Source organism: Pseudarthrobacter cremeus, from assembly GCF_051857465.1.
GTDB lineage: Bacteria > Actinomycetota > Actinomycetes > Actinomycetales > Micrococcaceae > Arthrobacter.
In genome coordinates this window covers 303,772-322,552 of sequence record NZ_JBPZHC010000001.1, presented here as the reverse complement: position 1 = coordinate 322,552, position 18,781 = coordinate 303,772, and the positions used below count along the sequence as shown (strand labels likewise).

General features: G+C 65.0%; 17 protein-coding genes. 3 read left to right on the top strand and 14 right to left on the bottom strand.

Annotated features, from left to right (window positions below):
* Nucleotides 1-4: 4 nt before the first annotated feature.
* The 8 genes from ACS5PJ_RS01405 to ACS5PJ_RS01370 all read right to left on the bottom strand — a co-directional run bounded on the left by ACS5PJ_RS01405 (nucleotide 5) and on the right by ACS5PJ_RS01370 (nucleotide 7,621).
* On the bottom strand, nucleotides 5-2,455 hold the full coding sequence (locus ACS5PJ_RS01405) for an HAD-IC family P-type ATPase (protein WP_439433144.1): 2,451 nt from the start codon (nucleotides 2,453-2,455) through the stop codon (nucleotides 5-7).
* Between the two features lie 9 nt (nucleotides 2,456-2,464).
* Nucleotides 2,465-2,998 (bottom strand): flavodoxin family protein, encoded by a 534-nt coding sequence (locus tag ACS5PJ_RS01400; RefSeq protein WP_439433143.1) that lies wholly within the window; start codon nucleotides 2,996-2,998, stop codon nucleotides 2,465-2,467.
* Nucleotides 2,995-3,453 (bottom strand): flavodoxin family protein, encoded by a 459-nt coding sequence (locus ACS5PJ_RS01395; protein ID WP_439433142.1) that lies wholly within the window; start codon nucleotides 3,451-3,453, stop codon nucleotides 2,995-2,997. Before ACS5PJ_RS01395 ends, ACS5PJ_RS01400 begins: the two co-directional genes overlap by 4 nt.
* Nucleotides 3,450-4,505, bottom strand: a complete 1,056-nt coding sequence (locus ACS5PJ_RS01390) for a zinc-dependent alcohol dehydrogenase family protein (RefSeq protein WP_439433141.1) — start codon at nucleotides 4,503-4,505, stop codon at nucleotides 3,450-3,452. The genes ACS5PJ_RS01395 and ACS5PJ_RS01390 overlap by 4 nt, the downstream gene beginning before the upstream one ends.
* A gap of 125 nt (nucleotides 4,506-4,630) precedes the next feature.
* Nucleotides 4,631-5,494, bottom strand: coding sequence for a universal stress protein (locus ACS5PJ_RS01385; RefSeq protein WP_439433140.1), 864 nt, complete (start codon nucleotides 5,492-5,494; stop codon nucleotides 4,631-4,633).
* Nucleotides 5,481-6,053, bottom strand: coding sequence for a universal stress protein (locus ACS5PJ_RS01380; protein ID WP_439433139.1), 573 nt, complete (start codon nucleotides 6,051-6,053; stop codon nucleotides 5,481-5,483). Before ACS5PJ_RS01380 ends, ACS5PJ_RS01385 begins: the two co-directional genes overlap by 14 nt.
* Nucleotides 6,054-6,141: 88 nt before the next feature.
* Nucleotides 6,142-7,146: a zinc-dependent alcohol dehydrogenase family protein gene (locus ACS5PJ_RS01375; RefSeq protein WP_439433138.1), complete on the bottom strand. Its 1,005-nt coding sequence runs from the start codon at nucleotides 7,144-7,146 to the stop codon at nucleotides 6,142-6,144.
* Nucleotides 7,147-7,153: 7 nt separating this feature from the next.
* Nucleotides 7,154-7,621, bottom strand: coding sequence for a pyridoxamine 5'-phosphate oxidase family protein (locus ACS5PJ_RS01370; protein ID WP_439433137.1), 468 nt, complete (start codon nucleotides 7,619-7,621; stop codon nucleotides 7,154-7,156).
* A gap of 162 nt (nucleotides 7,622-7,783) precedes the next feature.
* On the opposite strand from ACS5PJ_RS01370, the gene ACS5PJ_RS01365 reads away from it, so the two are divergent.
* Nucleotides 7,784-9,553: a GAF domain-containing sensor histidine kinase gene (locus tag ACS5PJ_RS01365; protein ID WP_439433550.1), complete on the top strand. Its 1,770-nt coding sequence runs from the start codon at nucleotides 7,784-7,786 to the stop codon at nucleotides 9,551-9,553.
* Nucleotides 9,554-9,597: 44 nt separating this feature from the next.
* On the opposite strand, the gene ACS5PJ_RS01360 is transcribed toward ACS5PJ_RS01365, so the two are convergent.
* Nucleotides 9,598-10,281, bottom strand: a complete 684-nt coding sequence (locus ACS5PJ_RS01360; RefSeq protein ID WP_439433136.1) for a response regulator — start codon at nucleotides 10,279-10,281, stop codon at nucleotides 9,598-9,600.
* A 215-nt stretch (nucleotides 10,282-10,496) separates the two neighbouring features.
* Between ACS5PJ_RS01360 and ACS5PJ_RS01355 the strand changes: the two genes are divergently transcribed.
* A complete protein-coding gene (locus ACS5PJ_RS01355) occupies nucleotides 10,497-12,131 on the top strand; it encodes a DUF4389 domain-containing protein (RefSeq protein WP_439433135.1) in 1,635 nt (544 codons plus the stop codon).
* Here ACS5PJ_RS01355 and ACS5PJ_RS01350 read toward each other — a convergent pair.
* From ACS5PJ_RS01350 to ACS5PJ_RS01340, 3 genes are read right to left on the bottom strand one after another with little or no spacing between them, the layout of a single operon-like run.
* Nucleotides 12,115-13,281 (bottom strand): ABC transporter permease, encoded by a 1,167-nt coding sequence (locus ACS5PJ_RS01350; protein WP_439433134.1) that lies wholly within the window; start codon nucleotides 13,279-13,281, stop codon nucleotides 12,115-12,117. The genes ACS5PJ_RS01355 and ACS5PJ_RS01350 overlap by 17 nt on opposite strands.
* Complete coding sequence (locus ACS5PJ_RS01345; protein WP_439433133.1) at nucleotides 13,278-14,450, bottom strand: ABC transporter permease; 1,173 nt, start codon at nucleotides 14,448-14,450, stop codon at nucleotides 13,278-13,280. Before ACS5PJ_RS01345 ends, ACS5PJ_RS01350 begins: the two co-directional genes overlap by 4 nt.
* Before the next feature lies 1 nt (nucleotide 14,451).
* A complete protein-coding gene (locus ACS5PJ_RS01340) occupies nucleotides 14,452-15,390 on the bottom strand; it encodes an ABC transporter ATP-binding protein (protein WP_439433132.1) in 939 nt (312 codons plus the stop codon).
* Nucleotides 15,391-15,459: 69 nt separating this feature from the next.
* Here ACS5PJ_RS01340 and ACS5PJ_RS01335 point away from each other — a divergent pair, with 69 nt between their 5' ends.
* Complete coding sequence (locus ACS5PJ_RS01335) at nucleotides 15,460-17,361, top strand: heavy metal translocating P-type ATPase (RefSeq protein WP_439433131.1); 1,902 nt, start codon at nucleotides 15,460-15,462, stop codon at nucleotides 17,359-17,361.
* Nucleotides 17,362-17,378: 17 nt separating this feature from the next.
* Here ACS5PJ_RS01335 and ACS5PJ_RS01330 read toward each other — a convergent pair whose 3' ends face one another.
* Both ACS5PJ_RS01330 and ACS5PJ_RS01325 read right to left on the bottom strand, forming a co-directional pair.
* Nucleotides 17,379-17,852: a pyridoxamine 5'-phosphate oxidase family protein gene (locus ACS5PJ_RS01330; protein ID WP_439433130.1), complete on the bottom strand. Its 474-nt coding sequence runs from the start codon at nucleotides 17,850-17,852 to the stop codon at nucleotides 17,379-17,381.
* Nucleotides 17,853-17,864: 12 nt separating this feature from the next.
* A complete protein-coding gene (locus tag ACS5PJ_RS01325) occupies nucleotides 17,865-18,731 on the bottom strand; it encodes a universal stress protein (RefSeq protein WP_439433129.1) in 867 nt (288 codons plus the stop codon).
* Between the last annotated feature and the right edge of the window lie 50 nt (nucleotides 18,732-18,781).

Here is an 18,781-nt window from a genome sequence, read left to right as displayed (position 1 = left end):
GGGTTCAGCGGGAGCCCTCCGGCGCGTATCGCCGCTCATGGACATGGCTGAGGACCAGGATCCCCATGATGCCAACGCCGGCGGCCGCCAGTGACACCGCTGCCAGCCCGTCCGGCGGCCATTCAAGCATGAAGAAGTCCTGGAGGAGCGGGACGGTCAGCAGCAGAACAAGCCCCGCACACATTGCCGCGATGATGGCGAGCCGGAGTCGGGTGACAGGGCGGCTGATGGCCGCCAGGACGCTCAGGGCAACGAGCGACAACGTGACCACGGACGCCGTGCGGCTTGCCCCCTCGCTGAAGCCGCCCGCTATGGCGGAATACGCGTTCACTGCCAGCACTGCGGCCGCAATGATTGCCCCGGCCGGGACGGCCATGGCCAGCGACCGCTTCAGGAACCCGGGGCTGTAGCGGCGGGCGTTGCTCATCAGGGCGAGGAAGAATGCGGGGATCCCGATCGTGAGTCCATCCGTGGCGGAGAGCTGCCGCGGAAGGAACGGAAAAATCCACATCAGGGCTCCGAACACCACCGACAGTGCCACGGCGTACGTGGTCTTGCTCAGGAACAAGACCGAGACCCGTTCAATGTTGGCGATGACCTGGCGGCCTTCCGCCAGGACTGCCGGCAGCCTGTCGAAGCGTCCGTCCAGGAGCACCAGGCGGGCCACAGCCTTGGTTGCAGGGGCGGCGGTATCCATGGCGATGCCGATCTCCGCTTCCTTGATCGCGAGGGCGTCATTGACGCCATCTCCGGTCATGGCCACGGTGTGCCCCATCCCCTGAAGGGCCAGGACCATGTCCTTCTTCTGGGCGGGCGTGACCCTGCCGAACACTGAATGAGCCGCCAGCGTCTCCTCCAGCAGCTTCAGGTCAGTCGGCAAGTGCCGTGCGTCAAAGCCGCGTCCGACGTCGAGCCCCACCTCGCGTGCCACGGCTGTCACTGTCCGGTAGTCATCACCGGAAAGGATTTTCACGGCAACACCCTGCTGGCGGAAGTAAGCCAGGGTCTGCGCGGCATCAGGGCGGATCTTTTCCCGGAAGGTCAGGAGGGTGGCCGCGGCAAGTCCTGACGGAAGTTCCACATCTTCAGACCCGCCGTCGGGGATGATTTCCCGGCTGTGAGCCAGGACCAGTGTTCGCAGGCCAGCGGTCGCAAGCCGGCCGGCGTGCTCCAGAACCGCCCCCACCGGAGTGCCGCTCCCCGGTGTGGTGTCCGCTGTAAACACCATCTCGGGTGCCCCCAGGACCCACGTGCCCGCCGCGGAATGAAGCGCAGGAAAGCTTGCCGCGCTCCATTTTCTCGCGGAGGAGAATGGAACCACGACGTCGGGGGGCGGGCCGCCGTCGAACTCGAAAGTGGCCGCGAGGCAGCGGGCAGTTGCGTTCGCGTGGGGGTCCGCACCGAACCAGCCCAGGGCCTCCTGCCATCCTGGGGGAGCGGGCATGCCGGCATGGTGCACGCCGTCCAGTATCACCCTGCCCTCGGTGAGGGTACCGGTCTTGTCGATGCAGAGAACGTCCACGCGGGCAAGGCCTTCCACCGCTGCCAGCTCCTGCACCAGCACTTTTTGGCGTGCCAGCCGTACCCCGCCGACCGCGAACGCGACACTGGTCATGAGCACCAGGCCCAACGGAATCATCGCGATGGCACCGGCCACCGCACCAACGAATGCGTCCACCCAGGCCCCGGACCGAAAGGCCGCGTCCCAGCCGCCCTTCGCCTGCATCTGGCCGTTGGTGATGATCACCATGACGGGGAACAGGGCCCAGCTGATCCAGCGAAGGACGCGGCTGATCCCGTTGCGGATCTCGGAATTGACCAGTGAGAATCGTTTGGCCTCAGCGGTGAGCCGGCTGGCATATGAGCCGGCGCCCACTGCAACCACCCGTGCCATGCCCTGGCCCGCCGTAACCGTGGACCCTGACAGGATTATGGAGCCCCTGTCCTTGTCCACGGGTTCGGATTCACCCGTGAGGAGCGATTCGTCCATTTCCAGGCCATTTTCGTCGAGGATCAGTGCGTCCGCCACGACCTGGTCGCCCGCCTGCAACACGGCGATGTCGCCCAGGACCACGTCCGCCACGGCGACTTCCTGGACAGAACCGTCCCTGAGAACCCGGGCCCGGGGAGCATCAAGAACGGCCAGGCGGTCAAGCAGCTTCTTGGCACGGTACTCCTGAACCACACCGATGACGGCGTTGCTCACTGCCGCAAAGCCGAAAAGCGCGTCCTTCCACTGTCCGAGCAGGAGCAGCAGCAGGAAGCAGGCGCCGACTATGGCATTGAACAGTGTCAGCACATTAGCCCGGAAAATCTGCCACAGACTCCTGCTGGAGTCCTCAGGTTCTCCGTTGGCCAAACCTGCCAGCGTCCGCTGCCGCACGTCCTCGGCGGAGAGTCCGGTCCCGGCGGGCGCATCCGCCCCGGACTCATCAGGCGCCGTTGAGGTGCTCACAGGTTGACCTCAGGTTCGCGACGAGACCGCAGAGGCGAGCATCTTCCCCCACTCCCGTGCCCTGTCGAGTTCCCCGGGCAGCAGCTGGTTTGTATCGTCAACGAGGAAGCTGGCAGGTTCAGCCACCAACTCAAGGCCATGCTGCCGGAGCCGTTTCGCGATGCCCTTCGAGGCATGGCCGGTGAGAAGTTCATTGCCCTGCAGCCGCGTATCGAATGCTGCGGCCTTCCCTCGTGCCTTGTCCAGGGAAGCGAACCACGCCCGCAATCCGGGCCCTTCGGAGGAAGCGTCGGGGACCAGCCCTTTCTCCGGGTGCTGGAGGGCATCCTTGACCGCCGCTTCCCACATGGGCTTCCTGCTCATGCCGTGGACGTGCGTCGGTCCCCCCACCACCAGCAGATCGGTGCTGGTGGGGTCTGTCCGTTCCGCTTCTGCGACCGACATCACCAGGGGTTCAACGGCGTCCTTCAGCCCCTCCGCGATCGCATTCGCGACGGCGTGTGTATTGCCGTAAAGGGATTCGTACACTACGGCCGCTTTCATGGCGTTGCTTTCCGCTCCAGTGCCGTTGCGAGGCTTTTCGCCCAGCTGGCGGCTTTTTCAAGTTCCCCGTTCCGAAGTGGCCCCTCGGTACCCCGGACGTAAAACGGGGCCGGGTCGGCGATGATGTTGGCGCCGCCTTCCTTGAGCAATTTGGTCATTTTCCTGGCAGCGTCGCCGTGGATGAAGAAGCGGACACGGGTGTCGAACGCCGCCGCGTTGACGCCTTTCAGCCTGCCTTCGCCCAGTTGTGCCAGCAGTTGCGTGATCTTTGGAGTGGGGCGCCAGCCGTTGATGGGGGAGCCGACGACCAGCAGGTCCTCGGCTGCGAGATTGCCGGGGTCGAAGTCTGTCACCGATACCGCTCCCGCGCGCAGGGGCTTGAGGGCCCGCGCTACGGCCTCGGCAACCGCCTTGGTGTTCCCGTAGGCAGAGTCGTAAACGATGTGCGCTTTCATGCCGTGATGACCACCTTAAGTGCGTTCGTCTCCGATGCCCTGGCGAAGGTGTCGTAGGCATCCAGGAACTGGTCGAAAGTGAAATGGTGGGTCGCAAATTTCTCTGCCGGCAGTTTCTTCTGCGCGACGAGTTTCAGCAGCATGGGGGTGGTGTTGGCGTTCACGAGCCCCATGCTGATGTTGATGTTCTGGATCCACAGGTTCTCCACGTGCAGTTCCACGGACTTACCGTGGACGCCGACGTTGGCCACGTTCCCGCCTGGCCGGACAATCTCCGTGCACATGCTGAAGGTTGCCGGTATGCCTACGGCTTCGATGGCCACATCGACGCCCTGGCCGTCCGTCAGCGCCAGCACCTGTTCCTTCCAGTCGGCGTCCCCTGAGAGCACCACGTCGGTTGCGCCGAATTCGCGGGATTTCTCCAGCCGGTTCCGGTCAAGGTCCACAGCGATGATGGTCGCCGCCCCGTAGAGTCCGGCGGTGGCTATTGCTGCAAGCCCCACGGGGCCCGCCCCGATGACCGCCACGGTGTCGCCGGGCTTGACCCGCCCATACTGGACACCGATTTCGAAGCCGGTCGGGAGGATGTCCGACAACATCACCGCCTGTTCGTCCGTGACTCCGGCGGGCAGCAGGTGCAGGGAGTTTTCGGCGTAGGGGACGCGGACGTATTCCGCCTGGGTGCCGTCGATCAGATGCCCGAAGACCCAACCGATTCCAGCGGCACCTTCCTCACCCATGCAATGGGAATAGAGCCCGGTCTTACAGTTGGCGCAGTGGCCGCAGGATTTGATGCAGGAGATGATAACGCGGTCGCCGGGTTTCAGGCTGGTGACCGATGAACCGACCTCCGTGATGGTTCCCACGCCTTCGTGGCCAAGGATTCTTCCCTCCTGCACGGCCGGTACGTCACCCTTGAGAATGTGAAGATCCGTCCCGCAGATGGTGGTGGTGTCCACTTTGACGATGGCGTCGCCGGGACTCTTTATTGCAGGGTCCGGCACGTCTGTCCAGGATTTCTGTCCGGGTCCGCCGTAGACGATGGCTTTCATTTCTGTTCCTCGCTGTCGATGATGGGATCCACTGCGCACGCGGAATGACGTTCCTTTCAACGATGACGTCCGGTTGAGGGAGCCGTAAGGGACGAAAGTCCCTCAGACGGTTTACGCCCGGCCGGCTAGTCTCCGGTCTGTTGCCGGCAGATCATGACAGGCCCGGTTGCATGGTGCAGGACCGCATGGGCGTTTGACCCGAATGTTCCCTTGATGAGCCCCTCGCCTTTGCTCCCCACCACCAGGAGGGCGGCCCCCCGGGCGGCATTGAGGAGGGCCCGCGGGACGGAAGAATCCTCGGCCAGTTCCTGGCTGATCGTCACCTCCGGCGCAAGGGCGCGGGCCGTGCTTACCGCAGTTCCCAGTAGGCCGCGGGCAGGCCCGGGACCGCCGGCCGGGGCGCTCCGCGTACCGCCGGCGTGGCCGTCATGGGACCGGATAACATGGATGATCAGCAGGTCGGCGCCCGTCGCTGCCGCAAAAGCACACGCTTTGCCCAGGGCGCCAGCCGATCCGGCAGCGTCTATTCCCACCACAACGCGCCCATCCGGGTGCTGATCGAAACGGACCACAACAACGGGGCAGGCCGCTGTCGCAGTGAGCTCCAGGCTGACTGATCCCACCAAAAGTCCCATGAATCCGCCGATTCCACGGCTGCCCAGGACCAACATCGCGGCCCCGTCCGAGATGCGCCGCAGATGGCCGGCGGGGAGTCCATACAGGAGGCTGGGCCGGATCCTGACCTCAGGGGCTGCGGTCAGTGCCTCCGCTTTGCCTTGGTCCAGAATTGCCTGGGCCTGATGCCGGAGGCCGCTGTCGGCTACGCCGGGCACGGGTCCGAGGTCGTGGGTCAGCATCGGCCACAAGGAACAGTGAACCAACTCCAGTTCAGCACCCACCAGCAGTGCGTGCCGTGCAGCCCAGCGCACTGCCAGGGCTGCCGCCTCCGAACCGTCGTAGCCTGCGACGACGCGTTCAGGGGAGGGCATGGCTGGACCCGGCCCGGCTGCCCCCTTCGAAGGATGCATGTCCGGGAGCAGTCACGAGCTCTGCCGGCAGGTCGGTGCCATGGGCGATCAGGACCGGGCACTTCGCGTGCTCGGCCACCGTCGTGCTGACCGAACCCAGGAGCAGCCCTTCAAATCCTCCGTGCCCGCGGCTGCCCACCACAACGAGCTGCGCCGTTTTGCTTGCTTCGACCAGCACCTTCGCCGCGGGACCCTGGGACACGGTCATTTCAAGTCCCGGGGGTAGATTCCCGTTGAAGGCCTGGGCCACTGCTTCGGCGCAGATTTTTTGCGCTTCCTCTTCTGGATTCCAGATAACCGGTGTGAAGGTGCCAATGGCGATCTGGTACTGCCAGCACGTCACGGCGCGGATGCTGGCTTTGAACAGTGGCGCCAACGCCATTGCCCAGCGCAGGGCGAGTATGGAGGGGGCGCTTCCGTCGACGCCCACCACGATGGTGGGCATTTCGCTCCGTTGATGCATCCCGGTTCCGGGACGGGTTTCAGTGCCTGGATCCACGGTTTGTCCGCTGTCGCTCATGGCAGTACCTTGCCCTTGTCATGGGCGCTGCGCCTAGGGCCGAAGGTCACCAAAGCCAGGTGGCTGATTCCAGCGGCTTTCCGGTTGCTCAGGAGTTCATGATCAGGACTGCGGCGCCAGTGAAGCGGTCGTTGGCGAGATCCCGCAATGCCTGGTCGGCCTCAGTCCAGGGGTAGGCAACAGTGGTGGGGTCCAGGGGTATTTTCGCAGCAAGGGCCAGGAATTCCTGGCCGTCCGCCCGTGTATTTGCGGTCACACTGCGGAGGTGCCGCTCGTTGAAAAGATCCTTCTGATAGTCCATTTCGGGGATGTTGCTGAGGTGGATCCCTGCGATGGCAAGGGTGCCTCCGCGGTCCAGGGCCCGGAGCGCTATCGGTACCAGTCCGCCCGCCGGGGCGAAGAGAATGGCTGCATCCAGCAATTCCGGCGGCGTCTCGTCCGCCCCGCCCGCGAACACCGCTCCGAGTTCCAGGGCGAGCTCCTGCGCGGCGGCTGACCGGGTCATGACATAAACGTCCGCACCTTCGAAAATGGCCATTTGCGCCGTCAGGTGCGCCGATCCGCCGAAGCCGTAGATGCCCAGTTTGCCCCCCGGCGCGCTGCCGGAGCATCTCAGCGCACGGTAGCCAATGATTCCGGCGCACAGCAGTGGCGCTGCCTTCTCATCGGTGAAGACGTCGGGTATCCGGTACGCATAGTCCTCGTGGACGGTCATCATCTCCGCATACCCGCCGTCGGTGTCCCAGCCCGTGAACGTGGGCTCGAGGCAAAGGTTCTCGGCCCCCCGGAGGCAGAAACGGCAAGTGCCGCAAGTGCGGGCAAGCCAGGCTGCCCCCACCCGTTCTCCGAGGCCGAACCGGGAGCTGCCTGATCCAAGACCGACGACCTCACCGACCACTTCGTGGCCGGGAATCCTGCCGATGGCCCGGGGCACGAGGTCTCCTTCGGCGAGGTGGAGATCGGTCCGGCACACACCGCACGCCCGTACCGAGAGGAGGACTTCTCCAGGCGCAGGGGACGGCTCAGGCCGCTCACCAAGCCGCAACGGCCCCGTTGCAACGGGACCGGGGGACTGGACCCACCATGCCCGCATGAAAGGGTTACTCCAGGCCTGCCCGGGTGGCCTCATCCAGCGGGCCGCCCCAGGTCAGGGGTGCGGCGATCTTGAAGCGCCTGCCACTGATACTCTCCGGAACAATCCGGATGAAGTGGTCCTTCCGGCCGGTCTCCCACGGAAAAAGCAGCTGGCCGAGGGTGTCCATGACCTCAGGAGTGCGATTGAGCGCAGTGGCCTGCCCTTTCACGACCACACTCCATGCAACGCCCTTGTCCGTGTCTGCGCCGTCGGCCTCGAGAGCCACCTGCTTGCCGAGTGCAGACGCCAGCTTCGTTCCGGCGCCGGTCCGGAACACCAGGGACTCGTGGTCGACTTTGTAATTGATGGGAAAGATCTCGGGATGATCGTTGACCCATACTGCCAGACGGCCCACGGAATCACCGCGCAAAAGGTGCCAGCAGTCCTTAGGAGTAAGCTCCGCGGTTTCAGGGATTGATGCATCTGCAGTCATGGCCAAGATCCTACGGAGCAGTTGCACCCCCATCTAGGGCATAAAGACCCCCTAATCGACCATGAGGCATGGCTGAATGGGGCGGGGCGCGATAGTGTGTGAGCAACTGCAGCAGCCGGTAGACCTTCGCATGCGGTACTTTCCGCGGAAGGCGGTTCCGTGATGGATTTAATGCAGCCAAACGGCGAGAACAGGCCACCGGGCGCCGGTCCCCGGCTGGCTGAGCTCCTGACGGATTTTGTTGACTCTTCCGGTGAACCCACGAACGGCCACCAGCGGATGCAGGGGCTGCTGAACGCGGTGGTGGCCCTGGCCGAAGACCTCAGCCTTGAAGCTGTCCTGCACAGAGTTGTCAGCTCAGCCTGCCAGCTGCTGCGGGCCGAGTACGGGGCCCTGGGTGTTATCGGGGCCGATCGCGCCCTGAGCCATTTCATCACCGTCGGCATCGACGAGGAACTCGCCACGCGGATCGGCCCCCTTCCCACGGGCCATGGCGTCCTGGGCCTGCTGATCCGTGATCCCAAGCCATTGCGGCTGCATGATCTGAGCCGGCATCCGGATGCCTACGGGTTTCCAGCGAACCATCCGCCGATGAAGACCTTCCTGGGCGTCCCCATCCGGGTCCGGGATGCCGTATTCGGCAACCTTTACCTGACACAAAAAACGGGTGGCGGGGACTTCACCGACGAAGACGAACAGCTGGCTGAGGCACTCGCCGCTGCAGCCGGCGTGGCAATCGAGAATGCCAGGCTCTTCGAGGATGCACGCCGCAGGGCCGCCTGGCTCCAGGCCTGCATGGACGTGACCGGACGGATGATGGGCTCTGAGGACACCCCGCCGGGCCAGGACGGGGGACTGGACATGATTGCAGCCAGGGCGCTCCGTGAATCAGATTCGTCCGTGGCCCTGATCCTGGTACAGGAGAACACGCCCCGGCAGAACACAAGCCGGGAGAACACGGCACAAAACAACCCGGAGGACCAGGCGTCAAATTACTTCCGTGTGGCAGGTGCCGCCGGCAGCAGCCCTTCGCGGTGGCTGGGGCGTCTGCTCTCGCTTGAATCCGGCGAGATAGACAGCGTGATCGCCACGGGGAAGGCCACCCTTGTCCCGGACGCTGCCTCGGTCCTGGGTGCCCGCGACGTACCTGTTCCCAGCAGGCTGCTCGCCGTTGACCTGAGCGCCCACGGAACCCACCACGGCCTGCTGGTTCTGCTGCGTGAATGTCCTTCGGGGACATTCAGTACCACCGACATTGAGATGGCCCCTGTGTTCGGCTCACACGTTGCCCTGGCGCTCGAATTGGCGCGGGCGCACCGGATGCGGGAACAAATTGCCGTTTTCAGTGACAGGGACAGGATTGCCAGGGACCTCCATGACCTGGTGATCCAACGGCTGTTCGCGGCAGGCCTGAGTATCCAGAGCCTCCGGCGCTACATGACAGACAGTTCGGCGGCCAGCACCATCCAGACCGTGACCGACGAACTGGACGAGACCATCAGGGAGCTCCGCAACACCATTTATTCGCTGAGTGACTCCGAGACAGGCAAGGAACTCCTCAGCAGCCGCATCCTCCAAACCGTCCGCAGCAGTACGCAGTCCCTGGCGTTTGTTCCGCTCCTGACGCTGACGGGCGCCGTTGACGCTGTCCGGGACGAGGAGACCGCCGCGAACGTGCTCGCAGTCATCACCGAGGGCCTGAGCAATGCGGTCCGCCACTCAGGGGCGGATTTCATCAGGGTAACGGTGTCAGTCATTGACGGATACGTTTCAGTCCACATCCAGGACAACGGCATAGGGTTCTCAGCGCCGGAGCCAGGCCACGGCCTCTCGAACATGGAACACCGGGCGCGGTCGATGGGCGGAACCTTTGACATATCAGGCAACCCGGAATCCGGGACGTCGCTGACGTGGACCGCCCCGGTCTTTTGAATCGCCAGCAGCCCGGAGCGCCGCCAGCAGCCTTGCCTTAACCTCTACTGGTCTGGCGGGGAATGCTGTGCAACATGAACGGCGGCCTGGGTCCGCCGTTCGAAACCAAGCTTCGCCAGCAGTGATGAGACGTAGTTCTTCACCGTCTTCTCCGCCAGAAGCATGCGTTCCCCGATCTGGCGGTTGGTCAGGCCTTCACCGACAAGTTCCAGTACGCGCCGTTCCTGCGGCGTCAGGGAGGCCAACCGCGGATCCACCCTTTCCGGTTCGGCCAGACCCTGGACAATCCTTGCCTTCAGGTCGGCGTCGAACAGGGATTCGCCACGGGCCGCCCTGCGCAGGGCACCGATCAGGTCCGAGCCGCCGATCTCCTTGAGAACGTAGCCGGATGCCCCCGCCAGCACGGCCCCGCGAAGGGCCTGCTCGTCGTCGTAACTTGTAAGAATCAGGCAGTTGATCGTCTCGTCAACTGAATGCACGTCCCGGCAGACCTCAATCCCGGTCCCGTCAGGCAGCCGGGCGTCCAGGATGGCCACGTCAGGACGCAGCGCCGGAATCCTCCGGGCGGCTTCAGCGGCAGAGCCGGACATGCCCACCACGACGAAACCTTCGCTTTCCAGAAGGTCCTTGAGGCCGCGCCGCACCAGTTCATGGTCATCCAGGACGAAAACCCGGATGCCGGCGTTGGATGACGAAGCCGCCTGCGCCTGTGATGCTGTAGCGTTCATCTTCATCCCTTTTCGCACCCCCGGTTCCTAACGCGTTGACTCATTCTTTATGAGCGGGCGGTCCGCCACAAGGGACGAAGGTCCCCGGCGGGCCTCGAATGATTGCGATGGGGTGACTTTAGGCCCTGTTGACCGGCGTCCCCCGGCATGACGCTGGAGGGGACCAGTACGCCTGGGGCCGGGCTGGAATGCTTCGTCAATGTCGGGAGGTCGACATGAAAGCCCGTTCAATTACTATGCTCGTTCTCGGCATATTACTGTCCATGCTCGGCGTGGGCCTCCTTTTTGGCGGCATCGGAGCCTCGTGGGTCAACTCACGCCAAAACGACGGCGGGTATCTCACCTCCCCGAGGGAACGGTTCGCCGTTGATTCCACTGCCATTGTCTCCGCCCGCGCGGACGGCATGCGGGATGACGCCTACCCGGGGCCATTGCCGTTCGATGTGGGCAGTCTTCGGATCGGCGCGGAATCCGCGAACCCCGGCAAGGAGATATTCATTGGCATCGGGCCCAGGGCCGACGTGGACCGCTACCTTTCCGGTTCCAATTTTTCTGAGCTGCGGGACGTCAGCTTCCGTCCCTTTAACGTGGTCTACCGGGAGGTCCAGGGGACAGCGCAGCCGCCCGTCCCCACGGATCAGGACTTCTGGGTCGCCTCGTCGTCCGGAAGCGGCGAAAGGGACTTCGACTGGAACATTGCCGCCGGGGACTGGTCTTTGGTGGTCATGAACGCGGACGCCAGCCCGGGAGTTGCGGCGGATGTGAAAGCCGGGTTCCGGTCCGATCTGTTCGGCCCGATAGCAGCAGGCCTGCTGACTGGAGGGGCCGTTCTCCTGGTTCTTGGTGTTCCCCTCCTTATTTTCGGTGCTCAAGGACTGGGCCGTCACACAACCCCGCCGCCGCCGGGGCAAGCGCCCTACCCGGGTTCAACGCTGCCGCCTTACTCCGGCTCCCCGGTTCCATCCGGTCCCGCTCCGGGTTCGCCGCTGGCGTACCAGGGCGCGTCCGGGCAGGCTCCGGCGGTGGCCGACGCAGCCGAGGCAGCTGAGCGGGCGCCCTATCCGGCCAGGCTCCGTGGCGAGCTTGATCCGGTGCTGTCCCGGTGGATGTGGCTGGTGAAATGGTTCCTGGCAATACCGCATTTCATCGTCCTGTTCTTTCTTTGGTTTGCCTTCGTCATTGTGACGGTCATAGCAGGCTTCGCGATTTTGTTCACGGCCCGTTATCCGCGATCCCTTTTCAATTTCAGCGTAGGAGTGGTGCGCTGGAGTTGGCGGGTGGCGTTCTATGCCTATGCGGCCCTGGGAACGGACAGGTACCCACCGTTCACCCTGGCCAAGACCGACTATCCTGCTGATTTTGAGGTTGACTACCCCGAGCGGCTCTCCCGCGGGCTGGTACTGGTCAAGTGGTGGCTCCTGGCACTGCCGCATCTGGTGATCATCGCGGCGCTGACGGGTGCGAGCACGGTGCGCTGGACAGACCCGCGGACCCCCGGTATCCGGTACGAGACCGGAAACGGGTTTTCGCTGTTCAGTTTCCTGGTCTTCGTCTCCGCCGTCATCCTGCTCTTCAGCGGCCGCTACCAGCGCCCACTCTTCGATCTGCTGCTGGGCTTCAACCGCTGGATCTACCGTGTGGTGACCTACGTCGGGCTGATGCGCGATGAGTACCCGCCATTCCGCCTGGACCAGGGCGGCAGGGAAATCCACGACACGACCCGCGACCCGGACTGGCAGCCTCAGGCAGGCGGCAGCACCATTGTTCCGCCGCCGGGCACGCCGCCCGGCCCGCCTCAGGGTCCCACACCGCCCGCTCCTTGGCCGCCAAACCCTACAGGGCCCGGCTGAGGCTGCGCCGCAGCAAAAGCGCCCCCAGCACCAGAAGCCCGGCAGCCATGGCAGCGAGGACGCCGAGCTGGGGAAGGATGTCCACCAACCCGCCGTCGTGCCGCTGTATTTCGGCGAAGGCGTCGTAGGCCCAGCGGTGCGGGGTGGCGCGGGAGACAGCCTGGAGAGTCGCTGAGAAAAACTCCGGCGGCACCATGGAACCTCCCAGCCCGGCGAGCACCAGGCCGATGCCCACACCGATCCCGGACGCAGCGGCATCGTTGTCCAGGATTGAGCCGATGACCATTGCCGCAGCAGCGGCCACCGCAGAGAAGACCGCAAGGATCAGGCCAGCCAGCAAGGGGTTCCCCCAGTCGACGCCGAACAGCAGGGCCGTGCCGAGCATGATGTATCCGCCTTGAACTACTGCGATGCCGAAGCGTCCCAATGCCTGTCCGGCAATGACGCGGCCACTGCTGACCGGGGCCGCCATAACGCGTGCGATGACCCCCAGGCGCCGGGCCTGGATCAGGGTTGCTGAACCGGTAAGGGAACTGAGAAAGACGAACAGCAGCAACTGCTGGGCAGCGCCCAGGTCAAACTGGCCCAGGCCCGTGAATTGCTGCGATACGTTGCCGGTGTCGATGATCTCGATGCGGGGAAGCTGCACGGATTCCCGTGCCTGCTTCAAGGCCTCGGCCGCCTTGTCACCGCCGACGCCGGCATTCTCCAGTACCGCACGTTGCCGCTGTTCGGTGGCGACTGCCTGCACCGATGCGCGGACCCACGCAAGTGCTGCCTGCGCGCCCGATTGTGAGGACACCACAACTTCGATATCGGCCGGTTGGCCGGCCTCAAAAGCGGACGCGGCGGCGTCGCTGATGAATACCCCGACATCGGTCCGCCCACGGCTCAGTTCTGCCCGGACCGCATCCGGGCGGCCCGAAGTAACCCGGAGTCCGTCCGCCGCCAACTGGCCGGCAATCTTCGCCTCCAAGGCCGTACCTGACCCGCCTGCCAGCGAAACGTGGGCCTGCCCGCTGCCCGCACCGAACTGGGAACCCAGCAGCATTATCAGGAGCAGGGGGAAAATGAACACGAAGAAGATGTTCGACTTGTCCCGGAGAAAGCGGCGGATTTCGACGCCCGCGACGCTCAGGATGCTGCTCATGTGCGCGTCCCCCTGTCCGGTATGAACCGGGAGGCCAGCGTGCAGACAGCCGCAAAGCCCAGCATGACGGCCAGTGGAACGGCCACGTCGGCGGGTCCGCCGCCTCCTGCCCAAATCCCCAGCCCCCGAATGAAGGCGCCCACAGGGTTCAGGTCCATCACGGTGGCGATGAAGCCCGACGCCTCAATCGGGAAAAAGGCGCCACCGGCAATGCCCAGCACCATGGCCAGGATGGACTGGGCAACGTTTGCCTGTTCCGCGGTCCGGACGAGGCGGGCGACGATGAACGTCATGCTGGTGGCCGCCGCCGCCACGCTCACGACGAGGAGCCCGATGACGAGCGGAGATCCGAAGGAGACCCGGAACAGCAGCGTTCCGACCACCAGCAGGACTGTTGTTGCGGCAATGCCGAGAATAAAGCCCACCAGAGCCTTGGCGGTAATGATTGACCCGGCCGGCACCGGGGTGGACTTCAGGCGGGCCAGGGTTCCTTGCTCGCGTTCCGCCAACAGCCCCAGCACCCCGAAGACCACCGTGAACAGCAGGAAGAGCCCTGTCTGGCCCGCGACGAGGGTGCCGCGCAACGAGAGCTGTTCCGCGGACGCCTTGCCCTCCGACAGGGTCAGTGTGGAGGGCCCCGCAGCGGTCTGCCGGCCAAGTCCCGCGAGGGAGCTTGGCGGGAGACCGGCAAGCCCGCCGGCTGACGCCGTGACCGCTCCGGCGCCGAACTGGTCAAGGAGGCCGTCCAGCACTGAGATCAGGACGTCCTTTTCTAGCCCTTCCTGATCGCCTTCGACCACCTGCACAGTGACAGCCCGGCCAGAGGTGACAGCGGCGGTGAATTCCGTCGGAATGACCAGCCCCAGGGTGGCTCCGCTGTCCTGCGTCTCCTGGCGGACATCCGAGCCGGGGACGCGCCTGACGGTGACGTCCATGATCTGCAGTGACTCCACCGCATCGAGCAGTGCCGTGCCCAGCTGCCCTGCGTCTTCAGCGCTGGCTACCACCGTGGCCGGTTTGAGATCCGCGCTCTCGTTGCCGAGGCCGCCGAAGGCAAGGTTCAGGACGCCCATGAGCGACAGGGGAACGAGGAGGGAGTAGATGAAGACGGACTTGTCCCGGACGCGTTGCCTGAGGTCATTGACGACCATGGTCCAGATGTGGCGCATGTCAGTCCCTGAGAGCTTTGCCGGTCAAGTGCAGAAAGACGGATTCCAGGTCCGGCCGGGCAATCTCGACCGCCGTCAGAGCCATTCCCGCGTCGCCGGCGCCGGTAACGAGTGCAGGAAGGTTCCTTGGACCGTCCCGGACGGTAAGAATCAGGCCCGCCCCGTCGCCGTCGACCTTGTGCACACCCGGCGCGGCCCTCAGGGCGGCCGCTGCCGCGCGGGTGTTGCCGCTTCCGCGGAGATTGATCCGGTCAAGGCCGCCGGTCAGCGTGACCAACTGGTCCCTGGTGCCTTCCGCCTGGACCCGGCCTTCGTCGATGATGGCGATGCGGTCACACAGCCGTTCGGCTTCCTCCATGTAGTGGGTGGTGTACAGGACTGCCATACCCTCGGTGGCGAGCCCCTCCACAGACTCAAGGATGGAGTTGCGGGACTGCGGGTCCACCCCGACGGTCGGTTCATCCAGGATGAGCAGGGTGGGCCGGTGAAGGAGGCCGATCCCGATGTTCAGCCGGCGCTTCATCCCTCCAGAGAACTTCTTGACCTGTTCGCCGGCGCGGTCCGCCAGGCCGATGAGTTCGAGCACCTCATCCATCCTGGTCCGGAGTTCTGTGCGGGGGAGCCCTTGGAGGCTGCCGAAGAAGCGCAGGTTTTCCCGCGCCGTCAGGTCCGGGTAGATCGCGAGTTCCTGGGGGACCAGGCCAATGTGTCCCTTGGGTGCCGTGGTGGAGGGGTTCATGGCTTCGCCCAGCACCTTCACCGACCCGGCGTCGGCCGGGATCAGCCCGGCGACCATGGAAATAATCGTGGTCTTTCCAGCACCGTTAGGTCCGAGCAGCCCGTAGGTTTCCCCGGCCCGTATGTGAAAGGAAACGCCATCCACCACGGTCCGTTCGCCGTAACGCTTGACCAAGCCCTCGACTGCCAGAACATCTGCCATGCACTGAGCGTACCGGCTAAGGTCCGAAGACCTCTGGCAGCGTCCGGGTGACCGCATTAGTGTCAAGGAATGACCTTCGGCACCCTGAGAACGTCGATTGGGCGATTCCCGCTGGTGGCTGCCACCGTGGCGGCAGGACTGGTCGTTGCAGTGTTCCTGGCAGCGTCGCAGGAATCGGCGGCGCAGTGGTTTGCGAGCGGCTACGCCCTTCTCGTCGCCGTCTACAGGTCCGGCTCCATGGTCAAATCACTGCTCAGGGGCCGGTGGGGAATTGACCTTTTGGCCCTCACTGCCATCGCCTCCACGGTGGCAGTGGGGGAATACGTGGCGGCCCTGATCATCGTGCTGATGCTTTCAGGGGGCGAAGCACTGGAGGAAATCGCACAGGGCCGGGCCACCCACGAACTAAGGTCCCTGCTGGAGCGCGTCCCGCAGACAGCCCACCGGGAACTGCCGGGCCTTCCCCCCGAGGACATCCCGGCCGGCGAGGTCCGCTCCGGTGACATTCTCCTGGTCAAACCCTCCGAAGTAGTACCCGTGGACGGCGTACTTCTTACGGCGACAGGAACTTTCGACGAATCCACGCTGACAGGCGAGAGTCTTCCAGCCGAGCATGTGAGGGGCGATGCCCTTCTCAGCGGGTCCGTCAACGGTGAGAACGCCGTGCACATGAAAGCCACGTCCACGGCCAAAGACTCGCAGTACAGCCAGATCGTGGCGCTGGTCCAGGAGGCCGCAGCGAGCCGGCCGCCTGTGGTCCGGCTCGCTGACCGGTACGCCGTTCCCTTCACTTTCCTCGCGTTCGCCCTCGCGGGAGTGGGCTGGTACTTCAGCGGGGACCCGGTGCGCTTCGCCGAAGTACTCGTTGTCGCAACCCCCTGCCCGCTGCTCATCGCCGCGCCTGTGGCGTTCCTTGCGGGCACCAGCCGGGCTGCCCACGCGGGGATCATCATCAAGAACGGCGGAACCCTCGAACAGTTGGCCCGGGTGCGGACGGCCGTCTTCGACAAGACCGGGACCCTCACGCACGGCCGGCCGGCGCTGCACCGGGTCAACGTCCCGCTGGCAGCCGGGGGGTTGATCTCCGAGGACCGCCTGCTCCAGCTTGCCGCGTCGGCGGAGCAGTACTCCTCGCACGTCCTGGCGTCGTCCGTCATTGATGCTGCCCGGCACAGCGGCCTTGACCTGCTGCCGGGAAGCAACGCGACCGAACACGCCACCCAGGGTGTCACCGCCAGCTGTGACGGCCACACGGTCGTGGTGGGCAAACCTGACTTTGTGCAGTCCGTCACCTCGGGGTTCGAGGAGGAGGACCTTGCCGGGGGACAACTGGCGGTGTATGTCGGCGTCGACGGCCGGTTCGCCGGAGCCCTGATCATGAGCGACCCCCTGCGGGCCAATGCCGTGGACACCCTCGCGTACCTCCGCCAGCTGGGCCTTCGGGACACCCTGCTGCTGACCGGCGACGCTCCTGCCACGGCCGCAAAAATCGCTGCGCAGGCGGGGATCTCCCGGTTCCAGGCAAGTTGCCTCCCGGGCGACAAAGTCACCGTCGTCGCAGGTCTGCGGGAACGGCCGGTGATGATGGTCGGCGACGGGGTCAATGACGCCCCGGTTTTGGCGGCCGCTGACGTTGGGGTCGCCATGGGTGCCAAGGGCTCCACGGCGGCAAGCGAGTCGGCCGACGTCGTCATCATGCTTGATGACCTGTCCAAAGCCGCGCTGGCCGTCGACATCGGCCAGCGCACCATCCGCATAGCGCTCGCGAGCATCTGGACAGGCATCCTGCTGAGCATAGGCCTGATGATCGCGGCGGTCTTCGGCTACATCCCGGCGGTGGCCGGCGCACTCCTCCAGGAACTGGTCGACCTCGCCACCATCCTGAACGCCCTCCGTGCGTTGCGCGGCGGCGGCACGGGACGTCCGACGACGGTGGGAGGCAACCGTGTCAGCGTCGGCGCGGCGAGGTGAGCGCCGGCGTCGTACGCTCACCTTTCCGGAGGAAAGTGTCCCTTGCTGTCCAGCGGGGGCCACCAGTGCGGCGGGGGAGCGATGACGAAACGCCGGCCGCTGACGTCGGACGGCGATATCCGGACCAGATGCTCCTTACTGCCCGGCTCCCACGGAGACAGCCCGGCCTCTGCCGCTTCCCGGAAGTCTTCGTCGGTATCCACAACTTCGGCAGTTCCTTTGATGATGACACTCCAGGCAATGGTGCCGTAGGTATTAAGGCCATCGGCTTCCAGTGCGAGTGGGCTGCCGGCGAGCGCCGCGTCCAGTTTGGTGCCCGGGCCGGTCCGGAAGACAACGGTGCCATAGTCGGGGACGTAGTTCACCGGGAAAATTTCCGGCCCTGCATCGGTGGTCACCGCAATCCGGCCAACCGATACCGAGCGGAGGTATTTCCAGCAGTCATGGATGTCCAGGACCTCGGTCTCCGGTCCTGATGCGTTGCTGTCCATCCTGGCGGGCACCTACTCTTCGTGTTTCATGCGCCGGACCGGGGTGATGACCGTGGGGCATGGCAGGTGGGTCAGAACGGCATGTGCGGTGGAGCCGAGCAGCAGCCGTTTGAAGCCGCCCCGTCCGCGGCTTCCCACCACCAGCAGCTGTGCATTGGCAGCGGCGTCCACGAGGGCCTGGGCCGGCTCCTTCTCGGTTTCCAGGACTCTGTGCACCACAAGGTCCGGGTAATCCTCGCCGAGCCCGGAGATTGTTTCGGAGAGCACTATCTGTTCCTCTTCGACGATCAGTTCGGCCAGGCTGCTGGTCGGCAGGCCGGACCTGACCCAGCGGTTGGGGCCGCTGAAGGCATACAGCACGGTCAGCTCCTGGCCCTCCCGGTCTGCTTCAGCGGCCGCGAACGCGACAGCCTGTGTGGATTCCTCAGAGCCGTCAACACCTACCAGCACTCCACTGCGCCCCTCCAGGCTGTGCATTCCGACGACGGCGACCGGACACTTGGCAGCGGCCGCCACCTGAAGCGCACGGTCCGTCAGCGAGCCGCCCAGATGGGTGCCCCCGGACCCCACCACCAGCATTGAGACTTTGGTTGAATACTTCCCGAGCGTTCCGGCCACGCTGCCTTCGAGAACCTTGGTGGTGATGTCGATCGGCACGGTGCCCCTGACGCGACCCGCGGCGGTTTCAAGCAGCTCTTCGCCCTTCTCCATCAGAACTCCGGTCCAGGGGATCGGCTCCGCCACCCAGCGGACGTCAACGACGTGAAGGATGACAAGGGGGAGGCCGGCGCGGGCAGCGCGCTGTGCCGCCCACATCACCGCCGCCTGGCTTTGCTCGGAATCATTAGTGGCGACGGCGATCGGTTTGGACATTAACACGGCTGGCCTTTCTGTTGCCTGGACTTCCAGCCTGCGGTGCAACGGTGGGG